This is a genomic window from Photobacterium kasasachensis (assembly GCF_050336885.1).
GTDB lineage: Bacteria > Pseudomonadota > Gammaproteobacteria > Enterobacterales > Vibrionaceae > Photobacterium > Photobacterium kasasachensis.
The window spans coordinates 288,517-308,646 of record NZ_JAKJSH010000004.1; the positions used below are offsets into that span (position 1 = coordinate 288,517).

A 20,130-nucleotide genomic window follows, 5' to 3' on the forward strand; every position below is an offset into this window, starting at 1 on the left:
GTCCCTTCGAGTTTGGTGAGGGTCATAGTTTGGCACAAATTAGACAACATCCAGGCCTAGTGAAGCGATCCCTGCGCATGAAGTGTGATTTTATCTAGCAAATTGTACTGCTTATCGAACCTTGCCGCATGATAGTTCTCGCCATCATCGAAGCGAACCAAGTAATACAGCGGATCGGCCAGCAACTGCAATGACATTTTGTGATAGTCGAACCCTTCAAGCGTCAACGGAATCAAGCCGTAATCAGGGTAAGAGATCAGATAAACCTGACTATTGGCAGCAATCGCATAACCGTAGAACAACTTATGCCGGTTTTCCGATACCTGCATAAATGCCAGCTCGCCCACCGATGCCGGAACCGGAACGGCCTCTACCAGCAAGACATTATCTGCACGGCGTAGATTGAAAATTCGATTGTTACTGTCCTTTATAAAATAGCCCCAATCAAACGGCTTCATGTTCGTTGTCTTCCCCCATACCTTGCGGATCGGGAAACTAACGCCAGATGCCAATAACTGCTGATTAAGCTCATCGGTTAACGGACGATTTGGCTCAGCCGTTTCAGCCTCATAAACCATCAGACTATCAGCCTTAACCGCAAATGCCTGCTCCGGAAACGGAATCGCTCCTTTATGGCTAATGGGATTAAATAACGGATACAAAGCAACGTAGGGATCACGCAGCTTCACTGGGTCATACTGCAAACTCATACGGGCGTTACGGATTGCTCTCTTATCAAAAGACCGACCATCGAGTGTCACAGGCAACTTGCCCTGAATATCCAAATTCTTCCAATAGACGAAAGGCAATGCTACTTCAAACTCCGACTTGCTAAGCTCAGCCTGCTCCGTTCCATAAGAAAACTGATGTCCACTTCCGTTCTGCTGATAGACAAACTGCTCTAATACCGGAGAGTAAAAGACATAATAATCATCATGCGATGAGGCCAACTCGCCTCGCAACCGGGCAGATAAATCTATCACCAGCATAACAACCAGCGCCGCAACGATTACTCGGCATACTAAGTTAGTTAATCGCCTTGTCTTAATACTCAGAAAACTATCTGCCACCAGCAATATCATCCCTGGTATTACCAGCAGCCATAGTAGATCACTTATTCCGTGGTATTCCCGAAACAATCCCACTGTCGCTAACGCTGCTATCACTGCCTTTCCGATCTTATACCGCCAGTGGCTTTCTACGATACAAGCTGTCAGGCCGAGATAAATGGCAAGCGCCGGCAGTTGGCCAAATAACATATCTTTGAAGCCAACCAGCGCAATATCAACCGGGTATAAACCAGCAAATGCAGTCAGTGCCAACACTGCCAGCAGGCCGTTGACAAACACAACCATCAGGCTGCCAGCCAATAAATGTCTGGCAACAACATGGCCAAGCGGGATAGGTAAATGCGCCAGAATCCGAACCCTCTTGCCCACCACTTCTGGTACAAACTGGCAAACAGCCGTGATGGCTCCTACCAAGACAAAACCATACAGCAGCCAGGAGTAAGGCTTGTCACCAAGGTGGGTAAAGCGATACCACATCATGGATTCTGGTTCTATTGCCGCAAACTGCCCAGTAAGATTAAGCCAGAAATAGCCTGCAGCAACGAGCATCGCCGAGGAAAGGGCCAGACTATACCACTTCAGCTTAAACCATTCTTTTTGATATATAGCGCAGATAGCCATCAGTACTTCCCTACAAATCCCAGAAAACGTTCTTCAAAGGTCAAGGCCTCTTCCCTAAGCGGGATCCCTAGTGCCTGTTCTAAAGTATCCAGTGGCTCAAACGAATAAAGATAAGCCTGCTCTCTGAACTTTTCCCTACGGTGAATGAGCTGAGACTCAGGAAAATCATTCTCGATCTCTGTGCTATAGCAGCGAAAATGCTGATTAAAGTTTCCCATGCTGCTTTGGTAGACCTGTGTTGTTCTGTCTACGATCGCGATTTGATCCACCAGGTTTTCCAAATCATTCATAACATGGGTGGTGATCAGCACCGTTTTTTCTGTGCCATGCAGGTAGTCGCCGAGGTAATCCACAAACAACCTGCGATACCCTGCATCAAGGCCCATCGAGTAATCATCAAGGATCAGTAAATCGGCATCCTGCGCCAGCAACAAACCAAGCACAACCTGGGATTTCTGACCAAAGGAAAGGGAAGACAGGGACTGCTTGAGGCTGACATCCATCAGCGCAATCAAATCGTAGAAATAGCGTTTCTGCCACTTGGGGTAAAATGAAGAAAAGAACTGCTCGACCTGCTCAATGCTCATTGCATCGTAACTAATAAAGCCTTCGTACAGCAGCGCGATTCTTGCCCGGGTTTGAGCCGACAACTGATTGGCAGGCTCACCAAATACCAGACATTCCCCATGCTGCGGTTTGAGGTAGCCCATCAGCAAGTTGATGAAGGTAGACTTACCTACTCCATTTTTGCCCAGCAAACCGAAGATAGTGCCGGGCTCGATATCCAGATTCAGACCTTCATAAATGGCCTTGTTGCCATAGCTATGATGTAAGTCAGCGATAGAGATCACGGCATCAGTCTTTGGGTTATTCCCCATGCGAGCTACTCCGTAATATCCTGGCCATCAATATGGACGATATGCCCCTCTCCGGCATTAAGGACAACCGAATAACGGCCTAGCGGCTTCCTAAAATAGACCTCCCCGTACTCGTCCATTTTCGTTTCCATGACTGCGGTACCATTTTGCTCAATGCGAAACTCAACACCTTCAGCACTGGCACCGTCACTAAAGCCACCTTCGCAACTGATAAAACCATTCCCTTCGTCATAGCAGGCCATAAGTGCCGTATGGGCCTGGACCGTACCCGTCAATAAAAAGACAAACAGTGGCAGCAGTAATCGGTAATAATGCACGTGATACCCCTCACTCAATCGATAAACAACAGGCAAACCTCATCTAAAGGTGAAAGCCTCGGTACAGGTTAAGTGATAACGATTACCATTCTTGTGATTAAAATCAACAACACTGCGAATGAAGCCATTTTCCTTTATCACCAGATAATTAAAGCTAACGGCTTAGTGCTAAGTCAGTATCAAATGATAGCCACCGAGAAAGTCGGTGGTTTAGAAAGGAAAACAAAAAGGCTGCGCACCAGGCGCAGCCTTCGTTACTCGATAGTAATCCGTTTATGGGCGAGCCCAGTATGGCAATGAATACAGGTTTCCCCTCGGCTCTCCATCAGTTCATGATTTAGTCTGGCTCGCTGAGGCTGCTTGCTCAAATCGAAGTTGTCACCTACATGGCAATGTCGGCAAGTCTCGGAGTCATTGGCCAGCATATCGTCCCAGACCATTTTAGCCAATCTGGGCCTGTGTTCTTCAAAATTCTCCTTGGTTATGGTGCCCTTTATCATGTGATAGATATCAGCCGTGGCAACGATCTTCACTTTCATCTTGTCGATAAAGCCATGTGGTACATGGCAATCGGCACATGTCGCCAAGACTTCATCATCACTGACATAATGGGACGAGGCCTTATATTCCTGGACAATAGTATCCATGCTGAGGTGGCAGCTAAAACAGAATGCATTCTGATTGGACGCAACCATCACACCCTGAAATGCACCTATGGCCAGAACAGCCAGGAAAATACCAATCGGTATTCCCCATAACAGCGGTTTTTTGAGCCATCGCCACAAGCGTTGCGTCCGAGATAGTTCTTCTCCCATCGTTCCTCACTTAGGAGACAGGCCGGATATACCGACCTCCCCGGATAGTTATTCCTTGCTTTCGCTTAGATAACGGGCCTTAAACTCAGCCTGTGCTTTCTTACGGGCCTCTTTCACCGACTCAGGCTCTTTGCCGGTAAACCAGGCATGCTCAGGTCTGTCCAGAATTTCCTGCAACACGGCACGGGCACGCTCTGCTCCCTCTTTGTTGCCGCCATGCTCGGCTTCCTCAACAATTTCAAGATATTGTGGAACCATTTCGATATAGAAACGCTCTGCCACTTCATACATACCATGCCACTGGACATAATCAGGCGCCTGCATCGCTGCACCATGGCGGGCACGTCGGCCTTCGTGGTGCCACAGATAGAACCAAGTCCATTCAATCTCTTCATCGAAACCGATATCAGTGATCATTCCCTCTTTGCTTAAGGTCGTCATTAACGCTTTACCCGGACGGGCAAACTTCTCGTTATAGAGCTCAACCAGAGAATCGAACTGGATGTAGAAATTGTCGATCATCGACTTGGTGTGGCATGCCTGACAGACGTTTTGCATATCAGCCCGGCGTGCTTGCCAGCTCTTGGTTTCTTTACCCAGCGCGATATCTTTGGCGTCAATCTTCTCTGAGATAGCCGGGCGGAGGGTCCAGGAAATACGATCACCGACATCATGCGTCACCGGTAGCTCCCTGGTTGCTGACATATGGCAAGTCGCACAGGTAGGGGCTGCGTCATAATCCTCACCGACAATCCACTTGGCCGAGTCGAGATTCATCCGATCAACATGGGCGTAGAAGTTAATCCCGTGCTTAGATTCGTCATAGACTTCTTTTTGCGGATGATCGGGACCGAGGTGACACTTACCACATGCCTCGGGACGGCGGGCCTGAACCATATCGAACTCATGTCGCTGGTGACAGGCTGTACAAGCACCAATTGAGCCATCGGGATTAATCCGGCCAATCCCGGTATTCGGCCAGGTTGTCGGATCCAAGTCACCATTTTCCATCACTTTGACTTCCGAGCCATGGCACTGCCAACAGCCATTAACGGCAGCCGGAGACTGACCGTTCAGGGTCAGCGCACCTTCGACCACTTCTGCCAGGAAATTATCGAGCGATCCGATTATCTGGCCCGCTTTGGCATGGTGACTTTTTGAGAACTGATCCACTTCCTGGTTATGGCATTGGCCACAGTCTTTTGGCGAAACGATGACGGCAATGTTATAGCCTTCATGTTTAATCGCATCTTTATCGGAAGGATCTGCCTGGTGACATTCGTAGCAACCTACATTGGCACCATAGTGTTTTGAACGGCCCCACTGGGCGTAAATAGACGGGTTTTTATCTTTATGACAGGCTGCACACTCCTTGCTTTGATCGCTTAACTGAGCAAAAGGCTTCATTATCAATGCCTTGGGTTCAGCATTTGCTGTCATCGACATTGACAGTAACACCACAATCGTCATCGTCGAAAAGAACCAGCACAAGTATCGTACAGCCAACTTTTCATTGTCCATAGCCAACCTCATTTGCTTACACTGCTCTCGTTGTGTTGCATATTGTCTCGGTCATGCAACTGAGTATTTTCATCTCAAAGCTTAGATGAAAGCTCAATTTCCACATTTAATTTGTGGGGTTGACTACAAAAAAATTGAGCATTCTCTCATTATCCTATCGGGTGCAATTGATTGCATTTTTATCCATTCAAACTGCCTATTCCCCATTCTGTTCAACCATGTTTAGCACCCGATATGGACGAAAGACGACTACATAACTTCAAATTTTCATGCCTTATTAGAAGGTTATTCGTACAAACCGCCGACATACAGAGCAAAAAGACACCTACAGAATGCCTCACAGTTCAAAGTTATAGCAATTAGTTGCAGGGGGCTGAGTACCAAGGAGGAGGAGTATTAGCTCTAATGCATAGAGAATACGTATGAATCTCAGTTAACTATATGGATTATTTTTATATGAATAAAAAACTCCTGGCGATATCTTGCCTGCTGGCACCCGGTGTCAGCCTCGCAGCAGTCCCCGAAGCCTATGTGCTCAACTACGGTTCGGCCAGTACGGTCATCAATGTATTAGATGATGATTTGCTGCATATCTCCTTCCGTCACCACAGCAACACCAATGGCCCGACGACAATCGGCAATACCGCTATGGTCTTCAAGACGGACTATAACGGACCGCAGGTGTATACCCCAAGTTCAAACGGTTTTAGTACCAAAGAGCTGAGTGTCAGTGTTAACAGTGACAACGGCTGTATCAGCATTGTTGAGCTGCACCAAAGTAATAAACAAAGCGCCACAGTCTGTCCGGCAATCTACGACGCGACATGGAAAGGCGCCTCGGTTCAAAATCGCGGCATGCACTCAGTATACGGTCTGGGCCAGACTTTTGCCCCTATCGACCCGAACAATGGCGGCCAGATCAACGGCGAGTGGCTGAAAACCGGTGGCTTTGGTACTCCGGACGACAGGGGCAACACTTTCAGTAGCGTTACCTATACTGACGGTTCCTATGCCGGTGCGACAACGCCCCGTCTGCAATTCCCTGTACTTTATGCGGTCGGTAACGACATTAACTACGCCCTGTTTCTTGATTCAAAACTCAAAAACAGCTTCAACCTGTCACGTGAATGGTGGGAAATTCGCAACAAGGATGCTGCCGAAACCAACCTTTATTATCTAAGCGGTGCTGATCTGCCCGACTTGCGCAGCGACTTCATGGAGCTGGTTGGCCGTCCTCCTGTTCCACCAAAAAAAGCCCTGGGTATGTGGGTATCCGAATTTTCATACGACAACTGGGCCGAACTGGACGACACTATCAACACCTTGCGTCAAAACAATTTCCCTGTCGACGGTGCGCTGTTGGATGTAGCCTGGTTTGGCTTCAAGCACGCCTGGCAGAATAACAGCCCGGCTAACCCGATGGGTGATCTGCGCTTTGACGAACAGGCCTTCCCTAACCCAGCAGGCAAAGTCGCCAGCTTAAAGAATGACGGTATCGGTCTGATCACCATTGAAGAGTCCTACGTTTCCAAGCAGGGTAACTACGGCGGTACCAACTACAACGGCATGGCAGCACAGGGCGGTTTTGCCAAGAACTGCGGTACCGACGATATTACCGAGTTCAATAACTGGTTTGGTGTCAGTGGCATGATCGACTGGTCGAACACCAAAGCAGCGGCCTGGTGGCATGACAATGTGCGTAAGCCAAACATTACCGATCTGGGTATTCTCGGTCACTGGACCGACTTGGGTGAACCGGAAGATTACCGCTCCTATGCCTGCTACAGCATCGGTAACCACGCCAACTACAACAATGTTCACAACCTGCTGTGGAGCAAGTCTATCTACGACGGCTATGTTCGTAACCACAGCCAGAACCCGCAACGTCCGTACTCCATCGCCCGTGCCGGTACAGTGGGCTCGCAGCGCTTCGGGGCGGGACTATGGTCAGGTGATATCGGCGGTCGTCTCGATCACATGAACATGCACTATAACGCGGCAATGCAGATGTCTTTTGCCGGTATCGACTACTACAGTTCGGATATTGGCGGCTTCTGGCGCAAGTCCGATGACAAGGGAAAACGAGACACGGCCATCGCACCGGGTACCGGCTACAACGAAGATGAAATGTACAGTCTGTGGTTTGCCAACGCGGCCTGGCTGGATATCCCGCTCCGCCCTCACGGCAATAACTGCGGTATGCCAGGGGCAACAGGCAGCGACTGTATCATCACCGAAACCTCTCCGGCGATGATCGGTAATACGGCTGGCAACCTAAGCAACCTGCGCCAGCGTTACGAGCTTATCCCGTACTATTATTCACTGGCTCATCGCGCCTATCAATACGGCGAGCCTGTTATTGCGCCAATGCCTTTCTACTACCAGAACGATACCAAACTCATCGGCCTGGCTGATCAGAAAATGATCGGTAAAGACATTCTGGTCGCCAACCTGACGACCCAGTTTGCACAAACTCGTGACGTCTACCTGCCGGCCGGTACCTGGTACAACTACCACACGTTCGAAAAGTACGAGAGTGCCGACGGACTTACCCTGTCAAATGTTAACCAGTGGATTGCATCAGAAAACCGTAACCGTGTGCCTGCCTACGCCCGTGCCGGTGCCATTATTCCTATGATGTATGTCGATGAGCAGACGAAGGATGTGTTCGGCCACCGCAAAGACGGATCAGCCCATAACGAGCTGATTGCCAAAATCTTCCCGTCTAGCGAAGCCAGCAGCTTCACTCTCTACGAGGATGACGGCAGCACTGTCGCCTACTATGACGATGGCAGCGTGCCACACTACCAGGTACGTGAAACGCTGATCAGCCAGACACCAGTCAGCAACGGGGTTCAAATCACCATAGGTGCAGCAAGTGGTAACTTCAGCGGCGCATCAAGCAGTCGCAATAACGAAGTTCGTTACCTGATCAATGCAACTGACAAGGCAACCGTTACCCTAAACGGTACGCCACTGCCACAATTGACTAACCGCGCCGCATTGTTGAAAGACGGTGCAAAAGGCTGGATCAAAGAAGGCAGCGTGATTTCAGTACGCACCGGCATCGAATCCGTACTGACAAACAAGACGGTGGTCATCACCGCGGAAAACTGTCAGAGCGACTGCGGCTTTGCTTCGAACCAGCCTAGCTTTGCTGTCCGGGGCACCAACAATAGCTGGACAAGCACAGAGATGGCATTGATTGCAGACCATACCTGGCAGGTTGATATGACATTTGGCAGCAGTAATGAAGAGCGCTTCAAGTTCGATGTGTTTGGTGACTGGAGCCGCAATTTCGGCGACAACGGTGCCGACGGTAGCCTCGAGCAAAGTGGTGCCGATATCACGGTTCGTCAGGGAGAAGGTCGCTACCGTATTACCTTGTTCGATAACAGCAACACCTACTCGGTAACCAAAATCTAATCTTCTCTAACCACGATAATAGGCGGCACCTAGCCGCCTTTTCTTCGCACGTCACCAAATCAAACACATAGGGAAAAGCAATAAACTAAGTGATTGATTTAAAATAAATAGTTGAAAACCCCTCGCGTTTGCAACAACCTACCTTCAAGCTTAAAATTAACAATAAACTCTAACCAAACGCTTTATCACCCTACCGATACGCTTTCGATACCGTATGATTTTAATCTTATTGTGTCCAAATACTTAGCGTAGAGGAGCAATGTAATGAAGAAACTACTAGCCACCTCCTTCCTGCTCTTATTTAGCTCCCTGTCCGTTGCTGATCACTTTGTCACACTGGGTAATTATCAATTCAGAACAGGTACCTCGACTTTTAGAACTGAGTATGTCGATCAAAAAGGCAATGCCTACCAGGAGGGCCATCGCATAATGACCCATGTGACTGGGCAGAGATCGTTTGATCTGAGCCGAACCTTGCGGGTACCGCCGTCACGACTTGATGTCAGGTCGATCAAAATTGACAGCAGTTATGTCATGGTGCGAGAGCTGTCCCGAGTTCCTGACCAAATAGAATATCAGGGGCTGGTTGTAGTGAACTACCATTACCGGGTACGAGTATCCCGCGATTAAATCTTGCGAGTTCATTCTGACTCATTGGCCGCTGACGCGGCTTTTTTATTCGCTTTTCTTCTCTTGTCTAGTCAACGAGAAACGCCTCCACACCAACTTACTGCTGCTACATTTAAGAAAAAGATACAATTTTCAGTGGTGAGCCCGCCATATTCAGCAAAACTTAATAATGCCAAGCTACTTATCATCCACTTATGGAGGCCGTTATGACATACCGACGTCTACTCATTCCGCTCGCACCCAAACAGCCTCTCGGCTCAGGGTTCCATCAGGCGCTTCATTTTGCCAACCAGGAGAAAGCACGTGTTACACTTTTTGCCGTGATTGAAAAGCTGGCAGAGATGCAAGACCTCAGTCGCTACTCGGTATCAACATTGAACTTGCTCGATAATGCCACCAGCCAGTGCGAGCGAGAACTTAAAGAGCACATCGAATCATTAAGCCCCCAGTATCCGGATATTGAATTTGATGCCGTCGTTACAACCGGTATTCCCTACATTGAAATCATTAAAGGGGCAGAGAAGACCGGCAGCGACTTAATTGTTATCGATGCCCACCGCGACCACAAAGAAGCGGCATGTCAATGGGGTACCTCAACCCGCCATTTAATGCGCGAATCAAACATTCCCCTCTGGACCATCCACCCTTTACGCGAATCCCGGCAGATCAAAAAGGTGGTCGCGGCGATTGATGTCACGGGCACCGATTTGACTGAGCTTAATGAGAAAATTCTCCAGCACGCTTTCGAGTTTGCCAACATGAACCAGGCCTCTCTCTATCTGTGTCATGCCTGGCGACTGGAAAGTGAGGGATATTTGCGGGAATGGAACCGTTGTGATGACTTGGAGATCGCCGTGATCGCAAAAAAATTACGCGAAGACAGGGCTTCACGTCTCGAAGCCTTGATGGAACCCTATGCCGATAGCAAGACATCGGTTGAAATTACCATGCTTGAAGGGGATGCGAAGAAAATTTTGCCTGATTATATCAACAGCCATGATATTGATTTGGTGATCATGGGAACGGTGTGCAGAACCGGAATTGCCGGCTTCGTCATGGGAAACACCGCCGAATATATGCTGGATAAAATCCAATGCTCGGTGATCACGCTCAAACCTGAAGGGTTTAAATCACCAGTGCTGGAATAAGCTGGATAAAAACAAGGCCTCATTAGCCTTCGTTTTCGCTTGGCAAGCTTAACTGCCTGAGGCAGTTAAGCTTCCTCTTAATTCACTATGCCATAGCAATAAACGGCTTATGGCACACCATGACCTTTCGATGCCGCCCAGACACGGAACCACTGCTCACGGCTTAGCTCAATATCCAGCGCATCGATAGCTGCCTGGACACGCTCAATTTTACCCGAGCCGATAATTGGTAACGGATGGGATGGCAAACGACGTACCCAGGCATAGATAACCTGATCAATACTGGCTGCCCCAACCTCGTCACGGATTATTTCGAGCTCATTGCGTACTCTTACCTGCTGCTCTGACTGGCCCGAAAAGATATCGCCACCGGCCAGGCATGACCACGCCATCGGCTTGGTTCGCTTCAACTGCAGTTGATCCAGCGTGCCGTCGTGGGCTACTTCAAAATTCAACGGGTTGATTTCAACCTGGTTAGTCACCAGCGGTGCATCCAGCCGAGACTGTAGCAAGTCAAATTGTGCAGGCGAGAAATTCGAAACACCAAAATGAGTTACCTTTCCCTGCTGTTTAAGCTCGGCAAAGGCTTCGGCAACCTCATCGGCATCCATCAGAACATCAGGGCGATGGATCAGCAACACATCAATATTCTCGACCTGTAGCCGTGACAAAGAATTATTTACCGACTCAACAATGTGTGCCTTACTGGTGTCGTAATGGTTAATTTTTCGGCCAGGAAACTGATCGGAACACAACTTGATATCACACTTGGTGACAATCTCTATCTGGTCTCGAATACTCGGATCCAGTGCCAGCGCCTCGCCAAACAACGTCTCGCAGCTGTAATTGCCATAAATATCAGCGTGATCGACCGTCGTGATCCCCAGCTCGACATGTTGCTTAAGAAAGTCAAGTCGCTGTGCCGGGTTCATCTGCCAGTCTGCCAAACGCCAATAGCCTTGTACTAACTCGGAAAATTGCGGACCTTGCGGGCTTAATTCAACTTTTGCCACCATACGGGTCAAACTCCATCTAACACTTATTTCATTTTGGACTGCCAATCATCCTAGGCTTGTTTCAGGGGTATCGCAATGCTATAACCTTCGGGCCTCGAACTGGAGTACGAACTATGTCTTTTGCGCAGCGCCTGAAATCATTAATCGGTGAAGAGAGTGTCAGCGGCTTTGCCCGCCGGGTCGACATCAGCGAAGCGCTGCTTCGGAAATACCTCAAGGGCAGTGAGCCAAGCCTTGCCAAAGCCAATCAGATAGCCATGAAGGCCAACTGTTCGCTGGAGTGGCTTGCGACAGGCTGCGGCTATTTATACCGTCAGGCCGAAGTGGTCGACAAACCAGCCCTCTACGCAGCCTACGAGCACATTAACAACAAGAAAATTAGCCCTACCGAGGCCGAGAACTTGTTAAAAACCGTATCAGGTTATCAGTTTCTCAGAACCCATAAAAAAGCTGACGGATACCTTGATATCAGTGGGATGGCCGCTTTTCTAGCTCTGGCAAAACAAGACGAACCTAAATAACGCTGCCAGCCGAGTAAGAACGAAAAAGCCGACAAACTGCCGGCTCTTTAAGTCTATATCATCAATGTTTCTGGCTTTTATGCCGCAGCTGCCGCTGCTTTAAACTTTGCACGAGTACCCAATACCAACGTCAGGCTAAAGGCGATGACAAACGAAATGGCCATACCGACAACATAGAACCATACACTATCCGGACTGATAGAGATGATCCCCGGCAGACCCGCCGCACCCAGTGCTGTCGCCTTCACCTTGAACAAGGTAATGAACGCACTTGCCGATGCCGCACCGATAACGGCAGCGATGAACGGATAACGATACTTCAGGTTTACACCAAACATTGCTGGCTCGGTAATACCTAGCAGCGCAGTTACACCGGACGGCATTGCAATCCCCTTCGCTTTAATATCCTTGGTCGTAAATCCGAAGGCCAGACATGCCGCGCCCTGTGCAACGTTAGACATTGCAGCTATCGGGAAGATAAAGGTACCGCCAGTTACTGCGATATCAGCCAGCAGCTGGGTTTCAAATGCGATGAAGCTGTGGTGCATGCCTGTAATAACAAACGGTGCGTAGACAAGGCCAAACAGTGCCCCGCCGATAAAACCAGCCGATTCGTACAACCAGTTCAGGCCGTCACCTAACAAGAAACCGGCATCACGGGTAATAGGACCAACCAGAGTGAAGGTCAGGAAACCAGTAATGAAAATTGCCAGCATCGGCGTCAACAGGTTATCCAATACGGATGGAACCACCTTACGCAGACCATTCTCTACTTTTGCCAAAATGAAGGCAGAAACCAGTACCGGCAGTACTGAACCCTGGTAGCCAACTTTCTGGATTTCAAAACCGAAGATGTTCCAGACCGGGATATCGCCGCTGACGCTGGCACCACCAAAGCCCCAGCCGTTGAGTAGATCCGGGTGTACCATCAACATACCCAGTGCGGCGCCGAGGAACGGGTTGCCACCAAATTTCTTACTTGCCGAGAACGCTAACAGAACAGGGAGATAAACAAATGGCGCGTTGGCAAAGGTATTAATCATCGAGGCCAGATCGGCCATGCCCGGGTAGGCATCAATCAATGATTTGCCGTCGATAAACAAGCCAGTCGCGGTCAGAACGTTGAACAAACCCATCAACAGACCACCGGCAACGATTGCCGGAATGATCGGCACGAAAATATCAGACAGCCCTTTCACAGCACGCTGCACGACATTCTGTTTTTCGGCTCCGGCAGAAGCGACGTCCTTGGTCGACATTTCTGTCTGGCCGGTCTGCTCTGTCATTGCCGCATAAACCTGGTTGACGATGCCAGAACCAAAGATAATTTGGATTTGACCCGCCACCTTGAACTGTCCCTTCACGCCATCGATATCATCGATGGCCTTGAGATCGGCTTTGTTTTCATCATGTAGCGCCAAACGCAGACGCGTTGCGCAGTGTGCTGCAGCAGCAATATTCTCTTTTCCGCCCAGTTTTTCGATTAATTGTCGGGCAATGACAGGAAAGTCCATCTCTATACCTCCGTCGCGAACAGGATTCACGCTCAGAACGTTTTAATTCATCTTAACCCTAATCTTAGGTCAAGCACTCATGTGGTTTGCATCAGCAACATTCCCATCCCGATACTGCTGGGGTGGTGCAGTATTTTTGATTTTCGGGAACGTTACCGAAATTAAGTCTTATTGATGTCTCAAATATCGTCAAGGTCCTAATTTCCTTGTGTGAGCATGATCGGCTAAAAGGGCGAACATGGACAATATATTGTGATCACAATCACTCAATTAGGGGTTAAAACCGGATCCTGTTTGCAAACTATCCCGAACCTGGATGATCATGGCCAAAACAAAGGAGTATTTATGGCGAGCCTACACGATGTCGCACGTCTTGCCGGGGTGTCTAAGTCCACGGTTTCCCGAGTCATCAATGACGAATATGGCGTAAAAGAAGCGACCAAAATCAAAGTGCGCCGCGCGATCGAAGAATGCGGCTACGTCGTCAATCAAGTGGCGAAAGATTTAAAATCCAATAAAACCAATCTGATAGGTATTATCGTTCCCCGTGTTGCCTCCAATGCCGTTTCGCAGGGTGTTGATGGCCTGAGCAAGGCATTCGAGCTGGCAGGTAAGCACGTACTGCTGGCGAACAGTGCCCTGGAAGCTGGCAAAGAAATTCAGTACATCGAACTCTTCAATCAAAAACGGGTTGAAGGAATAGTGATGTTCGCCACCCATATCGACGATGCGCTGATCACCGCGATCAAGCGCTCGAAGGCCCCAGTGGTACTGATCGGCCAGGACGGCTCTGGCTTCAATATCCCGAGCGTGATCCACGACGATTACCGGGTTGGCTATTGTGCTGCCGAACAACTTCATCAGGCAGGTTGCCGTTCAGTTGGCTTTCTCGGGGTCAAAGGCGATGATATCGCTGTTGATCGCCAGCGCTATGATGGATTTTCTAATGCATTGAATCATTTAGGTTTAACGCCACCTCAGTTTCATACTCAAGGGCAATTTTCGATTGATTCCGGTCGTGAAGAGATGGCCCGGTTACTGGCAGAAAACCAGCGACCAGATGGTGTTTTCTGCGCCACGGACCGAATTGCCATCGGTGCTATTCAGGCCATTGCAGCGGCAGGCCTTAAGCCTGGCAAGGACATCAAGGTTGTCGGTGTAGGTAATGACGAAATGGCTTCTGTGGTGACCCCGGGCCTGTCGACGTTCGCCTATGCCTTTGAGCCCGCTGGCAATAATGCAGCCAAAATGCTGCTGGAAATCATCGAACAAGGCCGAAGCCAGGTCGCCAAACTGGTGCTTGGCTTTGACTGGATACCACGTCAGAGCTGCTAAGCAGCTCTGTTTCCACTGTCTTCGCAACTCCGCTTCTCGCTAACAATAACTCGATCCCCCGCACACTTTTTCGTTGAGCCGTACGATTCCTGCGGCCACGACTTGCCTCAACGTTGATTCTGATCTATTTTTGGAACGTTCCCGAAAATTTCAAAAATCTGTATATTGCTAGTTCGGCCTCGTGCTAACAATTTAAGGCTATCATCCATGACACTGACTGAACTGATCACCGCTTGCGGTGGTAACGAAAATTTACTTCGAGCCCTTCGTGTCGAAGAGCAGGTAATCATTGAGCTTGCTAATCCAGCGCTACGCTTTTCGGCTGCCGCCGAACTGCCATTTAATACCCAGCTATCTCAACTCTCCTGGCAGCCAGAGCATCCTCTCGATACGCATGAATGGCAGCAGCTCAGTCAATGGATAGAAGCCAACCAACGCACGCAGCTACTTGGCGTTCAGGAGCTAACTGCATCCATCCACCGCCCTAGCTGGCATATTGCGCCACCTCAGGGATTGCTCAACGATCCTAATGGCTTTATCTACCATCAGGGCGAATACCACCTTTTCTATCAGCTATACCCATTTGCCTGTGATCATAAAGACAAATACTGGGCTCACGTTACCAGCACCGATCTGGTTAGCTGGACAACCCAGCGCATCGCCCTATGCCCGTCAGATTGGTTTGATAGCCATGGCGTGTTTTCTGGTCATGCTGTCAGCAACGGCGACGAGCTAATGCTGTTCTATACCGGCAATGTCCGTATCGGCGAACAACGTGACCGGATCACTACCCAATGTCTGGCGACATCAAACGACGGCCTGCATTTCACCAAGCACGGGCCGGTTATCGATACCCTGCCGCCCTCTGTGACTCCCCACTGCCGCGATCCCAAAATCGTCCGGCACAATGACCATTGGCTGATGTTGCTCGGTGCTCAGCACCAGACAGCTAATAATCAACTGCAGGGCCGCCTTGCAATCTATCGTTCCGATGATCTGTATCACTGGTCATATCAAGGCCTGTATGGCGATGAGCTAGGACAGTTCGGCTACATGTGGGAGTGCCCAGATCTGTTTGAACTTAATGGCCAATTAGCAGGAATTATCTGCCCTCAGGGAATCAAGTCATCTAGCGAGCACTACAAAGTTCCGCACCATAACGGCTATATCAAAGCGTCTTTGGATCAGGACGGCCACCTCACCCTTGGTGATTTCACAACCCTAGATTATGGTTTTGACTTCTATGCCCCCCAAACAGCCGAAACACCAGACGGGCGCCGTTTGCTTATCGGCTGGATGGGATTACCCGATGAAACCGATCAGCCAAGCAACCAAGATGGCTGGCTGCACCAGCTAACCTGCCTGCGCGAATTGAGCTGGGAAGACGGAAAAATGTTCCAGCGTCCGGCGCGAGAGCTACAGGCTCTACGTGGGGTAAAGCAGCAGTATAGCTTTGCCGAAGCATCGGTTTACCAAACCATCCAGCTAGACACCAAGAGCTATGAGTTACGAACTACAATAGCTTGGCCAGATACCGGACAGAACACATTACGCCTGATGGATAATGGTGAGCAATACTGTGACATCATCCTGGACTCAGACAGCCAACGTATCCTGTTTGATCGCAGCCATACCCTTTCGACTGATGGCGAACTGATCCGTGAAATCACCTGGAGCACAGGTGAGGATGTTGAACTTCAGGTATTAGCAGATCACTCTTCATTAGAGATATTCATTAATAATGGAGAATACGCAATGACGGCCCGAGTATTCACGCCAGAGGATGCAACTTGTCTTCAGTTAATTTCCGACAGACCGCAGTTATGGCAGGACGTAACATTGTGGCCACTAGGTTAGCCATATTAGACCGCATTGAATAAAAGCATTAAGGCTCTTCTAAACGTGCTGGAAATTGACGAAACGAAAGCTTCCAGCACTTAACTCTATATAAATACAGCTGCCTAACAGGTTAGTAATAACTTAACGCTACTATCGAGACTCTTATATTTTAAAGCACAGCATAAAAGTGTATATTTACTAAGTGCGTTAATTACTGCCCGGTTTTGTATTTCATGAGATATGCGACTCACTATAAATCACGCTGCGACAATGATAAAAAAGCAGACATATAAAGAAGTAGCAAAATCTATATGCCCAATGTTTCATTGGTATCCTGTTATAAAACTTACAATTTGAATAATGTTTCGCCTACCTCTCCGGCCCAACACCAATGTAACAGGCTAAAAACTCAGTCAATTCGCAACCAAGTCGTTAATTATCAATCACTTAAATCAAAAACCCTTGTCATTCAGAGTCAATTTTATAGCGCTCAACTTAATCAAAGTAACGTTAAACTTACATAAGACGCTTTTTTCGTTACCTAAAGAAACTATAAATTACACTATGTTACACCCAGTGTGACGCACGACTCGTAATTATTTTAAAACCTGTCTTATGATTAGTTACATCAATTGGAACGGTTAAAGAAAAAGATTCCGATTAAAAGAAATTAACTCAACGTAGGATTAAGAAGATTAGTCTGACTATTCATACGACGTGTTATTGAATAAAGAAACCAACTTATCTAATTAGTAAAATTGATGGCTGGTATCTTAAAGTTACACCGCTTTATTATTTATCTAGATCACTCACTAGATAGTTTAACTCAGCGTATTAAGCATTTTTATTAATCTAAAAATATTGTTTTAAAAGTTCATAATGAATGGGGGTTCAAATGAACGTTTTTAGTACTATGCAAAAAATGGGGCGTAGCCTCATGCTGCCGGTGGCATGTATGCCAGCAGCAGGTATCCTTCTAGGTATCGGTGGTAACTCAGAAGTTGCTAAATTCCTACCTGAAATCGTAGCACAGGTAATGACCGAGGCCGGTCTGGGTGTGTTCGCCAACATGGCATTGCTATTTGCCATCGGTGTTGCACTGGGCTTTACAAAGAACGACGGTGTAGCTGCTCTTGCTGCTGCTCTTGGTTACCTAACAATGACCCGCGTTCTGGGTGTTGTTGCTGAAGGCACAGATACCGGTGTATTCGGTGGTGTCATCATGGGCTTGGTAGCCGCACAACTTTTCAACAAATATCATGATATTAAGCTACCAACTTACCTTGGCTTCTTCGGCGGTAAACGCTTCGTTCCAATCGTAACCTCTCTGGCAGCATGTTTTGTAGCCGGTATTCTGGCTTTCGTTTGGCAGCCAATCGGTGCCGGTATCGCAGCATTCTCTGAGTGGGCTGCTTACCAGTCTCCAGAAGTTGCGTTCGGTATCTACGGTATCGTTGAGCGTTCTCTAATCCCATTCGGTCTGCACCACATCTGGAACGCACCTTTCTTCTACGAAGTTGGTGAGTTCACAACAGCTGCTGGTGAAGTTGTTCGCGGTGAAATCCCTCGCTACCTAGCAGGTGATGCAACAGCGGGTAACCTGGCTGGTGGTTACATGTTCAAGATGTTCGGCCTACCTGCAGCATGTCTTGCAATGTACGTAACAGCTAAGCCTGAGAACAAACTAAAAGTTGCTTCTATCCTAGGTTCTGCTGCACTGACTTCGTTCCTAACAGGTATTACTGAACCAATCGAGTTTGCATTCCTGTTCGTAGCTCCAATCCTGTACGTTGCTCACGCACTACTTGCTGGTTCTGCTTTCGTAGTAATGATTCTACTAGGCATCAAGCACGGTACTACTTTCAGCCACGGTCTGTTCGACTTTACCCTACTGTTCGGTCAGTCAACTAACGGTTGGTTACTACCAGTAATCGGTGTTGTCTATGCAGTTATCTACTTCCTAGTATTCGTTACGCTAATCAAAGCGCTTGACCTGAAAACTGTAGGTCGTGAAGACGAAGAAGAGTCTAAGGTTGAAGTCAACACAGCTTCTGACGGCCTTGCTAAAGAAATCACTGAAGCATTCGGCGGCAAAGCTAACATCAAAGACCTTGAAGCTTGTATCACACGTCTACGTGTAACAGTAATCGATGGCTCTAAAGTTGACACAGCACGTCTGAAAGCACTGGGTGCAGCAGGTGTGTTCGAGAAGGGTGACAACTTCCAGGCAGTATTCGGTACTCACTCTGAAATCATCAAAGGTCAGATGGAAGCACTAGCTTAATCCTGAACACTTTGAATGAAACATCAAACCGGGCTTAGGCCCGGTTTTTTTATCCCTGCGTATTAGGATAACACCGGAAAAAAATAAGGGCAGCCACAAGGCTGCCCTTTTGATTACTCAATATCGACAAGCATTCTAGCCAACAAAGTATGCCGCCAACTGCTCGGCCGTCGGCAAAGCTGTCATCGCTCCTTTCGCCGTTGTGGCAAGCGCGCCGCAAGCATTGGCCTGCTTGATAATATCGATCAACTTATCTGCCTGCTGCCAGTCATCACTCGCAGCCAGACCTGCCAACATACCACCAACAAAAGCATCCCCGGCCCCGGTGGTATCAACCGGACTAACAGGCCGCCCTGTCACCAGTTGCTGCCGTTCCGCCTGTACCACCAATGCCCCTTTCTTACCCTGGGTAATGATCACCAACGGCAAATTAAAGTTGTCGTTCAGCCAAGCCAACGCCGACTGCAAATCGTCTTTTCCGGTAATGAATAACAGCTCATCATCAGAAAACTTCACCACATCAGCCAGTGCAACGGCCTCCAGAGCCACAGACTTTAATTCCTGCGGATTTGCCCATACCTCTTCGCGTAGATTAGGATCGAATGACACAAACCCGCCCGCGGCACGTATCGCTGTCATTGCCCCGAGGGTGGTCGAGCGCGAAGGCTCGTTTGCCAGTGCGATCGAGCAAACATGCAACCATTCACCCTGCTGAAAAGCAGGTACATCTTCCGGCACCGTAAACTGATCAGCGCTGGGTTTTACCATGAAAGTAAAGCTACGTTCACCATCATCATCCAGATCAACAATCACTGTCGAGGTACGCTGGTCGGCATCGAGAAGCATCTGCTCGGTAGCGACGCCCTCATCGGTGAGTACCTCTTTCATAAAACGACCAAGTGGATCTAGCCCGACCCGGCCAAAAAAAGCACTGTCACCACCGAGACGGGCAACCCCCACCGCAACGTTTGCCGGTGCCCCGCCCGGGCACTTGAGATACGTCCCTTCTCCCTCAGGGATCAAATCAACCACTGCATCCCCTGTTACCCACACTTTAGCCATCTTTCTACTCCAATAAGATAATTGCATACATTATTGCTAAATCGATTTAGCCAAACAACTGATACTATACCTATACCGAACAAAATGTGATCTGAACCAAAGAGAAGTCCCTACTAAAAGGAGCTATATTCAA

Annotated in this window: 15 protein-coding genes; 7 read left to right on the top strand and 8 right to left on the bottom strand. The window is 48.6% G+C overall.

All coding sequences use genetic code 11. The features are described from left to right. Nucleotides 1–56 precede the first annotated feature (56 nt). The 5 genes from L4D19_RS01330 to L4D19_RS01350 form a co-directional block, all read right to left on the bottom strand. Nucleotides 57–1,691: a DUF4857 domain-containing protein gene (locus L4D19_RS01330; protein ID WP_428450815.1), complete on the bottom strand. Its 1,635-nt coding sequence runs from the start codon at nt 1,689–1,691 to the stop codon at nt 57–59. Then, nucleotides 1,691–2,569 carry an ATP-binding cassette domain-containing protein gene (locus L4D19_RS01335; protein WP_428450816.1) on the bottom strand — a complete coding sequence of 293 codons (879 nt, stop codon included), beginning with the start codon at nt 2,567–2,569 and terminating at the stop codon, nt 1,691–1,693. Before L4D19_RS01335 ends, L4D19_RS01330 begins: the two co-directional genes overlap by 1 nt. A 5-nt stretch (nt 2,570–2,574) precedes the next feature. Next, complete coding sequence (locus L4D19_RS01340; protein WP_428450817.1) at nt 2,575–2,886, bottom strand: hypothetical protein; 312 nt, start codon at nt 2,884–2,886, stop codon at nt 2,575–2,577. A gap of 254 nt (nt 2,887–3,140) precedes the next feature. Then, entirely contained in the window at nt 3,141–3,701 is a 561-nt protein-coding gene (locus tag L4D19_RS01345) for a NapC/NirT family cytochrome c (RefSeq protein ID WP_428450818.1), read from the bottom strand. A gap of 48 nt (nt 3,702–3,749) precedes the next feature. Continuing rightward, nucleotides 3,750–5,222, bottom strand: a complete 1,473-nt coding sequence (locus L4D19_RS01350) for a multiheme c-type cytochrome (RefSeq protein WP_428450819.1) — start codon at nt 5,220–5,222, stop codon at nt 3,750–3,752. 456 nt (nt 5,223–5,678) lie between these two features. On the opposite strand from L4D19_RS01350, the gene L4D19_RS01355 reads away from it, so the two are divergent. The 3 genes from L4D19_RS01355 (at nt 5,679) to L4D19_RS01365 (ending at nt 10,426) form a co-directional block, all read left to right on the top strand. Then, complete coding sequence (locus L4D19_RS01355) at nt 5,679–8,648, top strand: TIM-barrel domain-containing protein (protein ID WP_428450820.1); 2,970 nt, start codon at nt 5,679–5,681, stop codon at nt 8,646–8,648. A 264-nt stretch (nt 8,649–8,912) separates the two neighbouring features. Next, nucleotides 8,913–9,278, top strand: coding sequence for a DUF3316 domain-containing protein (locus L4D19_RS01360; RefSeq protein WP_428450821.1), 366 nt, complete (start codon nt 8,913–8,915; stop codon nt 9,276–9,278). Between the two features lie 206 nt (nt 9,279–9,484). Further along, nucleotides 9,485–10,426, top strand: coding sequence for a universal stress protein (locus tag L4D19_RS01365; protein WP_428450822.1), 942 nt, complete (start codon nt 9,485–9,487; stop codon nt 10,424–10,426). Between the two features lie 107 nt (nt 10,427–10,533). Here L4D19_RS01365 and L4D19_RS01370 read toward each other — a convergent pair whose 3' ends face one another. After that, nucleotides 10,534–11,442, bottom strand: coding sequence for an aldo/keto reductase (locus tag L4D19_RS01370; RefSeq protein ID WP_428450823.1), 909 nt, complete (start codon nt 11,440–11,442; stop codon nt 10,534–10,536). A 113-nt stretch (nt 11,443–11,555) separates the two neighbouring features. Here L4D19_RS01370 and L4D19_RS01375 point away from each other — a divergent pair, with 113 nt between their 5' ends. After that, nucleotides 11,556–11,963, top strand: a complete 408-nt coding sequence (locus tag L4D19_RS01375) for a DNA-binding protein (protein WP_075766948.1) — start codon at nt 11,556–11,558, stop codon at nt 11,961–11,963. 77 nt (nt 11,964–12,040) lie between these two features. Here the strand turns inward: L4D19_RS01375 and L4D19_RS01380 are convergent, their stop codons facing one another. Next, nucleotides 12,041–13,477, bottom strand: coding sequence for a sucrose-specific PTS transporter subunit IIBC (locus L4D19_RS01380; RefSeq protein ID WP_428450824.1), 1,437 nt, complete (start codon nt 13,475–13,477; stop codon nt 12,041–12,043). Nucleotides 13,478–13,822: 345 nt separating this feature from the next. Between L4D19_RS01380 and L4D19_RS01385 the strand changes: the two genes are divergently transcribed. The 3 genes from L4D19_RS01385 to ptsG all read left to right on the top strand — a co-directional run bounded on the left by L4D19_RS01385 (nt 13,823) and on the right by ptsG (nt 18,935). After that, nucleotides 13,823–14,812 (top strand): LacI family DNA-binding transcriptional regulator, encoded by a 990-nt coding sequence (locus tag L4D19_RS01385; protein WP_428450825.1) that lies wholly within the window; start codon nt 13,823–13,825, stop codon nt 14,810–14,812. 207 nt (nt 14,813–15,019) lie between these two features. Beyond that, entirely contained in the window at nt 15,020–16,669 is a 1,650-nt protein-coding gene (locus L4D19_RS01390; protein ID WP_428450826.1) for a glycoside hydrolase family 32 protein, read from the top strand. 877 nt (nt 16,670–17,546) lie between these two features. Then, nucleotides 17,547–18,935, top strand: coding sequence for a PTS glucose transporter subunit IIBC (ptsG, locus tag L4D19_RS01395; protein WP_428450827.1), 1,389 nt, complete (start codon nt 17,547–17,549; stop codon nt 18,933–18,935). Nucleotides 18,936–19,070: 135 nt separating this feature from the next. Here the strand turns inward: ptsG and cscK are convergent, their stop codons facing one another. Next, nucleotides 19,071–19,997 carry a fructokinase gene (gene cscK / locus L4D19_RS01400; RefSeq protein WP_428450828.1) on the bottom strand — a complete coding sequence of 309 codons (927 nt, stop codon included), beginning with the start codon at nt 19,995–19,997 and terminating at the stop codon, nt 19,071–19,073. Between the last annotated feature and the right edge of the window lie 133 nt (nt 19,998–20,130).

Excerpts from the sequence above, each read along its gene's own strand:
- L4D19_RS01330 (WP_428450815.1), bottom strand. The coding sequence starts at position 1,691 with ATGGCTATCTGCGCTATATATCAAAAAGAATGGTTTAAGCTGAAGTGG.
- L4D19_RS01335 (WP_428450816.1), bottom strand. The coding sequence starts at position 2,569 with ATGGGGAATAACCCAAAGACTGATGCCGTGATCTCTATCGCTGACTTA.
- L4D19_RS01345 (WP_428450818.1), bottom strand. The coding sequence starts at position 3,701 with ATGGGAGAAGAACTATCTCGGACGCAACGCTTGTGGCGATGGCTCAAA.
- L4D19_RS01350 (WP_428450819.1), bottom strand. The coding sequence starts at position 5,222 with ATGGACAATGAAAAGTTGGCTGTACGATACTTGTGCTGGTTCTTTTCG.
- L4D19_RS01355 (WP_428450820.1), top strand. The coding sequence starts at position 5,679 with ATGAATAAAAAACTCCTGGCGATATCTTGCCTGCTGGCACCCGGTGTC.
- L4D19_RS01360 (WP_428450821.1), top strand. The coding sequence starts at position 8,913 with ATGAAGAAACTACTAGCCACCTCCTTCCTGCTCTTATTTAGCTCCCTG.
- L4D19_RS01365 (WP_428450822.1), top strand. The coding sequence starts at position 9,485 with ATGACATACCGACGTCTACTCATTCCGCTCGCACCCAAACAGCCTCTC.
- L4D19_RS01370 (WP_428450823.1), bottom strand. The coding sequence starts at position 11,442 with ATGGTGGCAAAAGTTGAATTAAGCCCGCAAGGTCCGCAATTTTCCGAG.
- L4D19_RS01375 (WP_075766948.1), top strand. The coding sequence starts at position 11,556 with ATGTCTTTTGCGCAGCGCCTGAAATCATTAATCGGTGAAGAGAGTGTC.
- L4D19_RS01380 (WP_428450824.1), bottom strand. The coding sequence starts at position 13,477 with ATGGACTTTCCTGTCATTGCCCGACAATTAATCGAAAAACTGGGCGGA.
- L4D19_RS01385 (WP_428450825.1), top strand. The coding sequence starts at position 13,823 with ATGGCGAGCCTACACGATGTCGCACGTCTTGCCGGGGTGTCTAAGTCC.
- L4D19_RS01390 (WP_428450826.1), top strand. The coding sequence starts at position 15,020 with ATGACACTGACTGAACTGATCACCGCTTGCGGTGGTAACGAAAATTTA.
- ptsG (WP_428450827.1), top strand. The coding sequence starts at position 17,547 with ATGAACGTTTTTAGTACTATGCAAAAAATGGGGCGTAGCCTCATGCTG.
- cscK (WP_428450828.1), bottom strand. The coding sequence starts at position 19,997 with ATGGCTAAAGTGTGGGTAACAGGGGATGCAGTGGTTGATTTGATCCCT.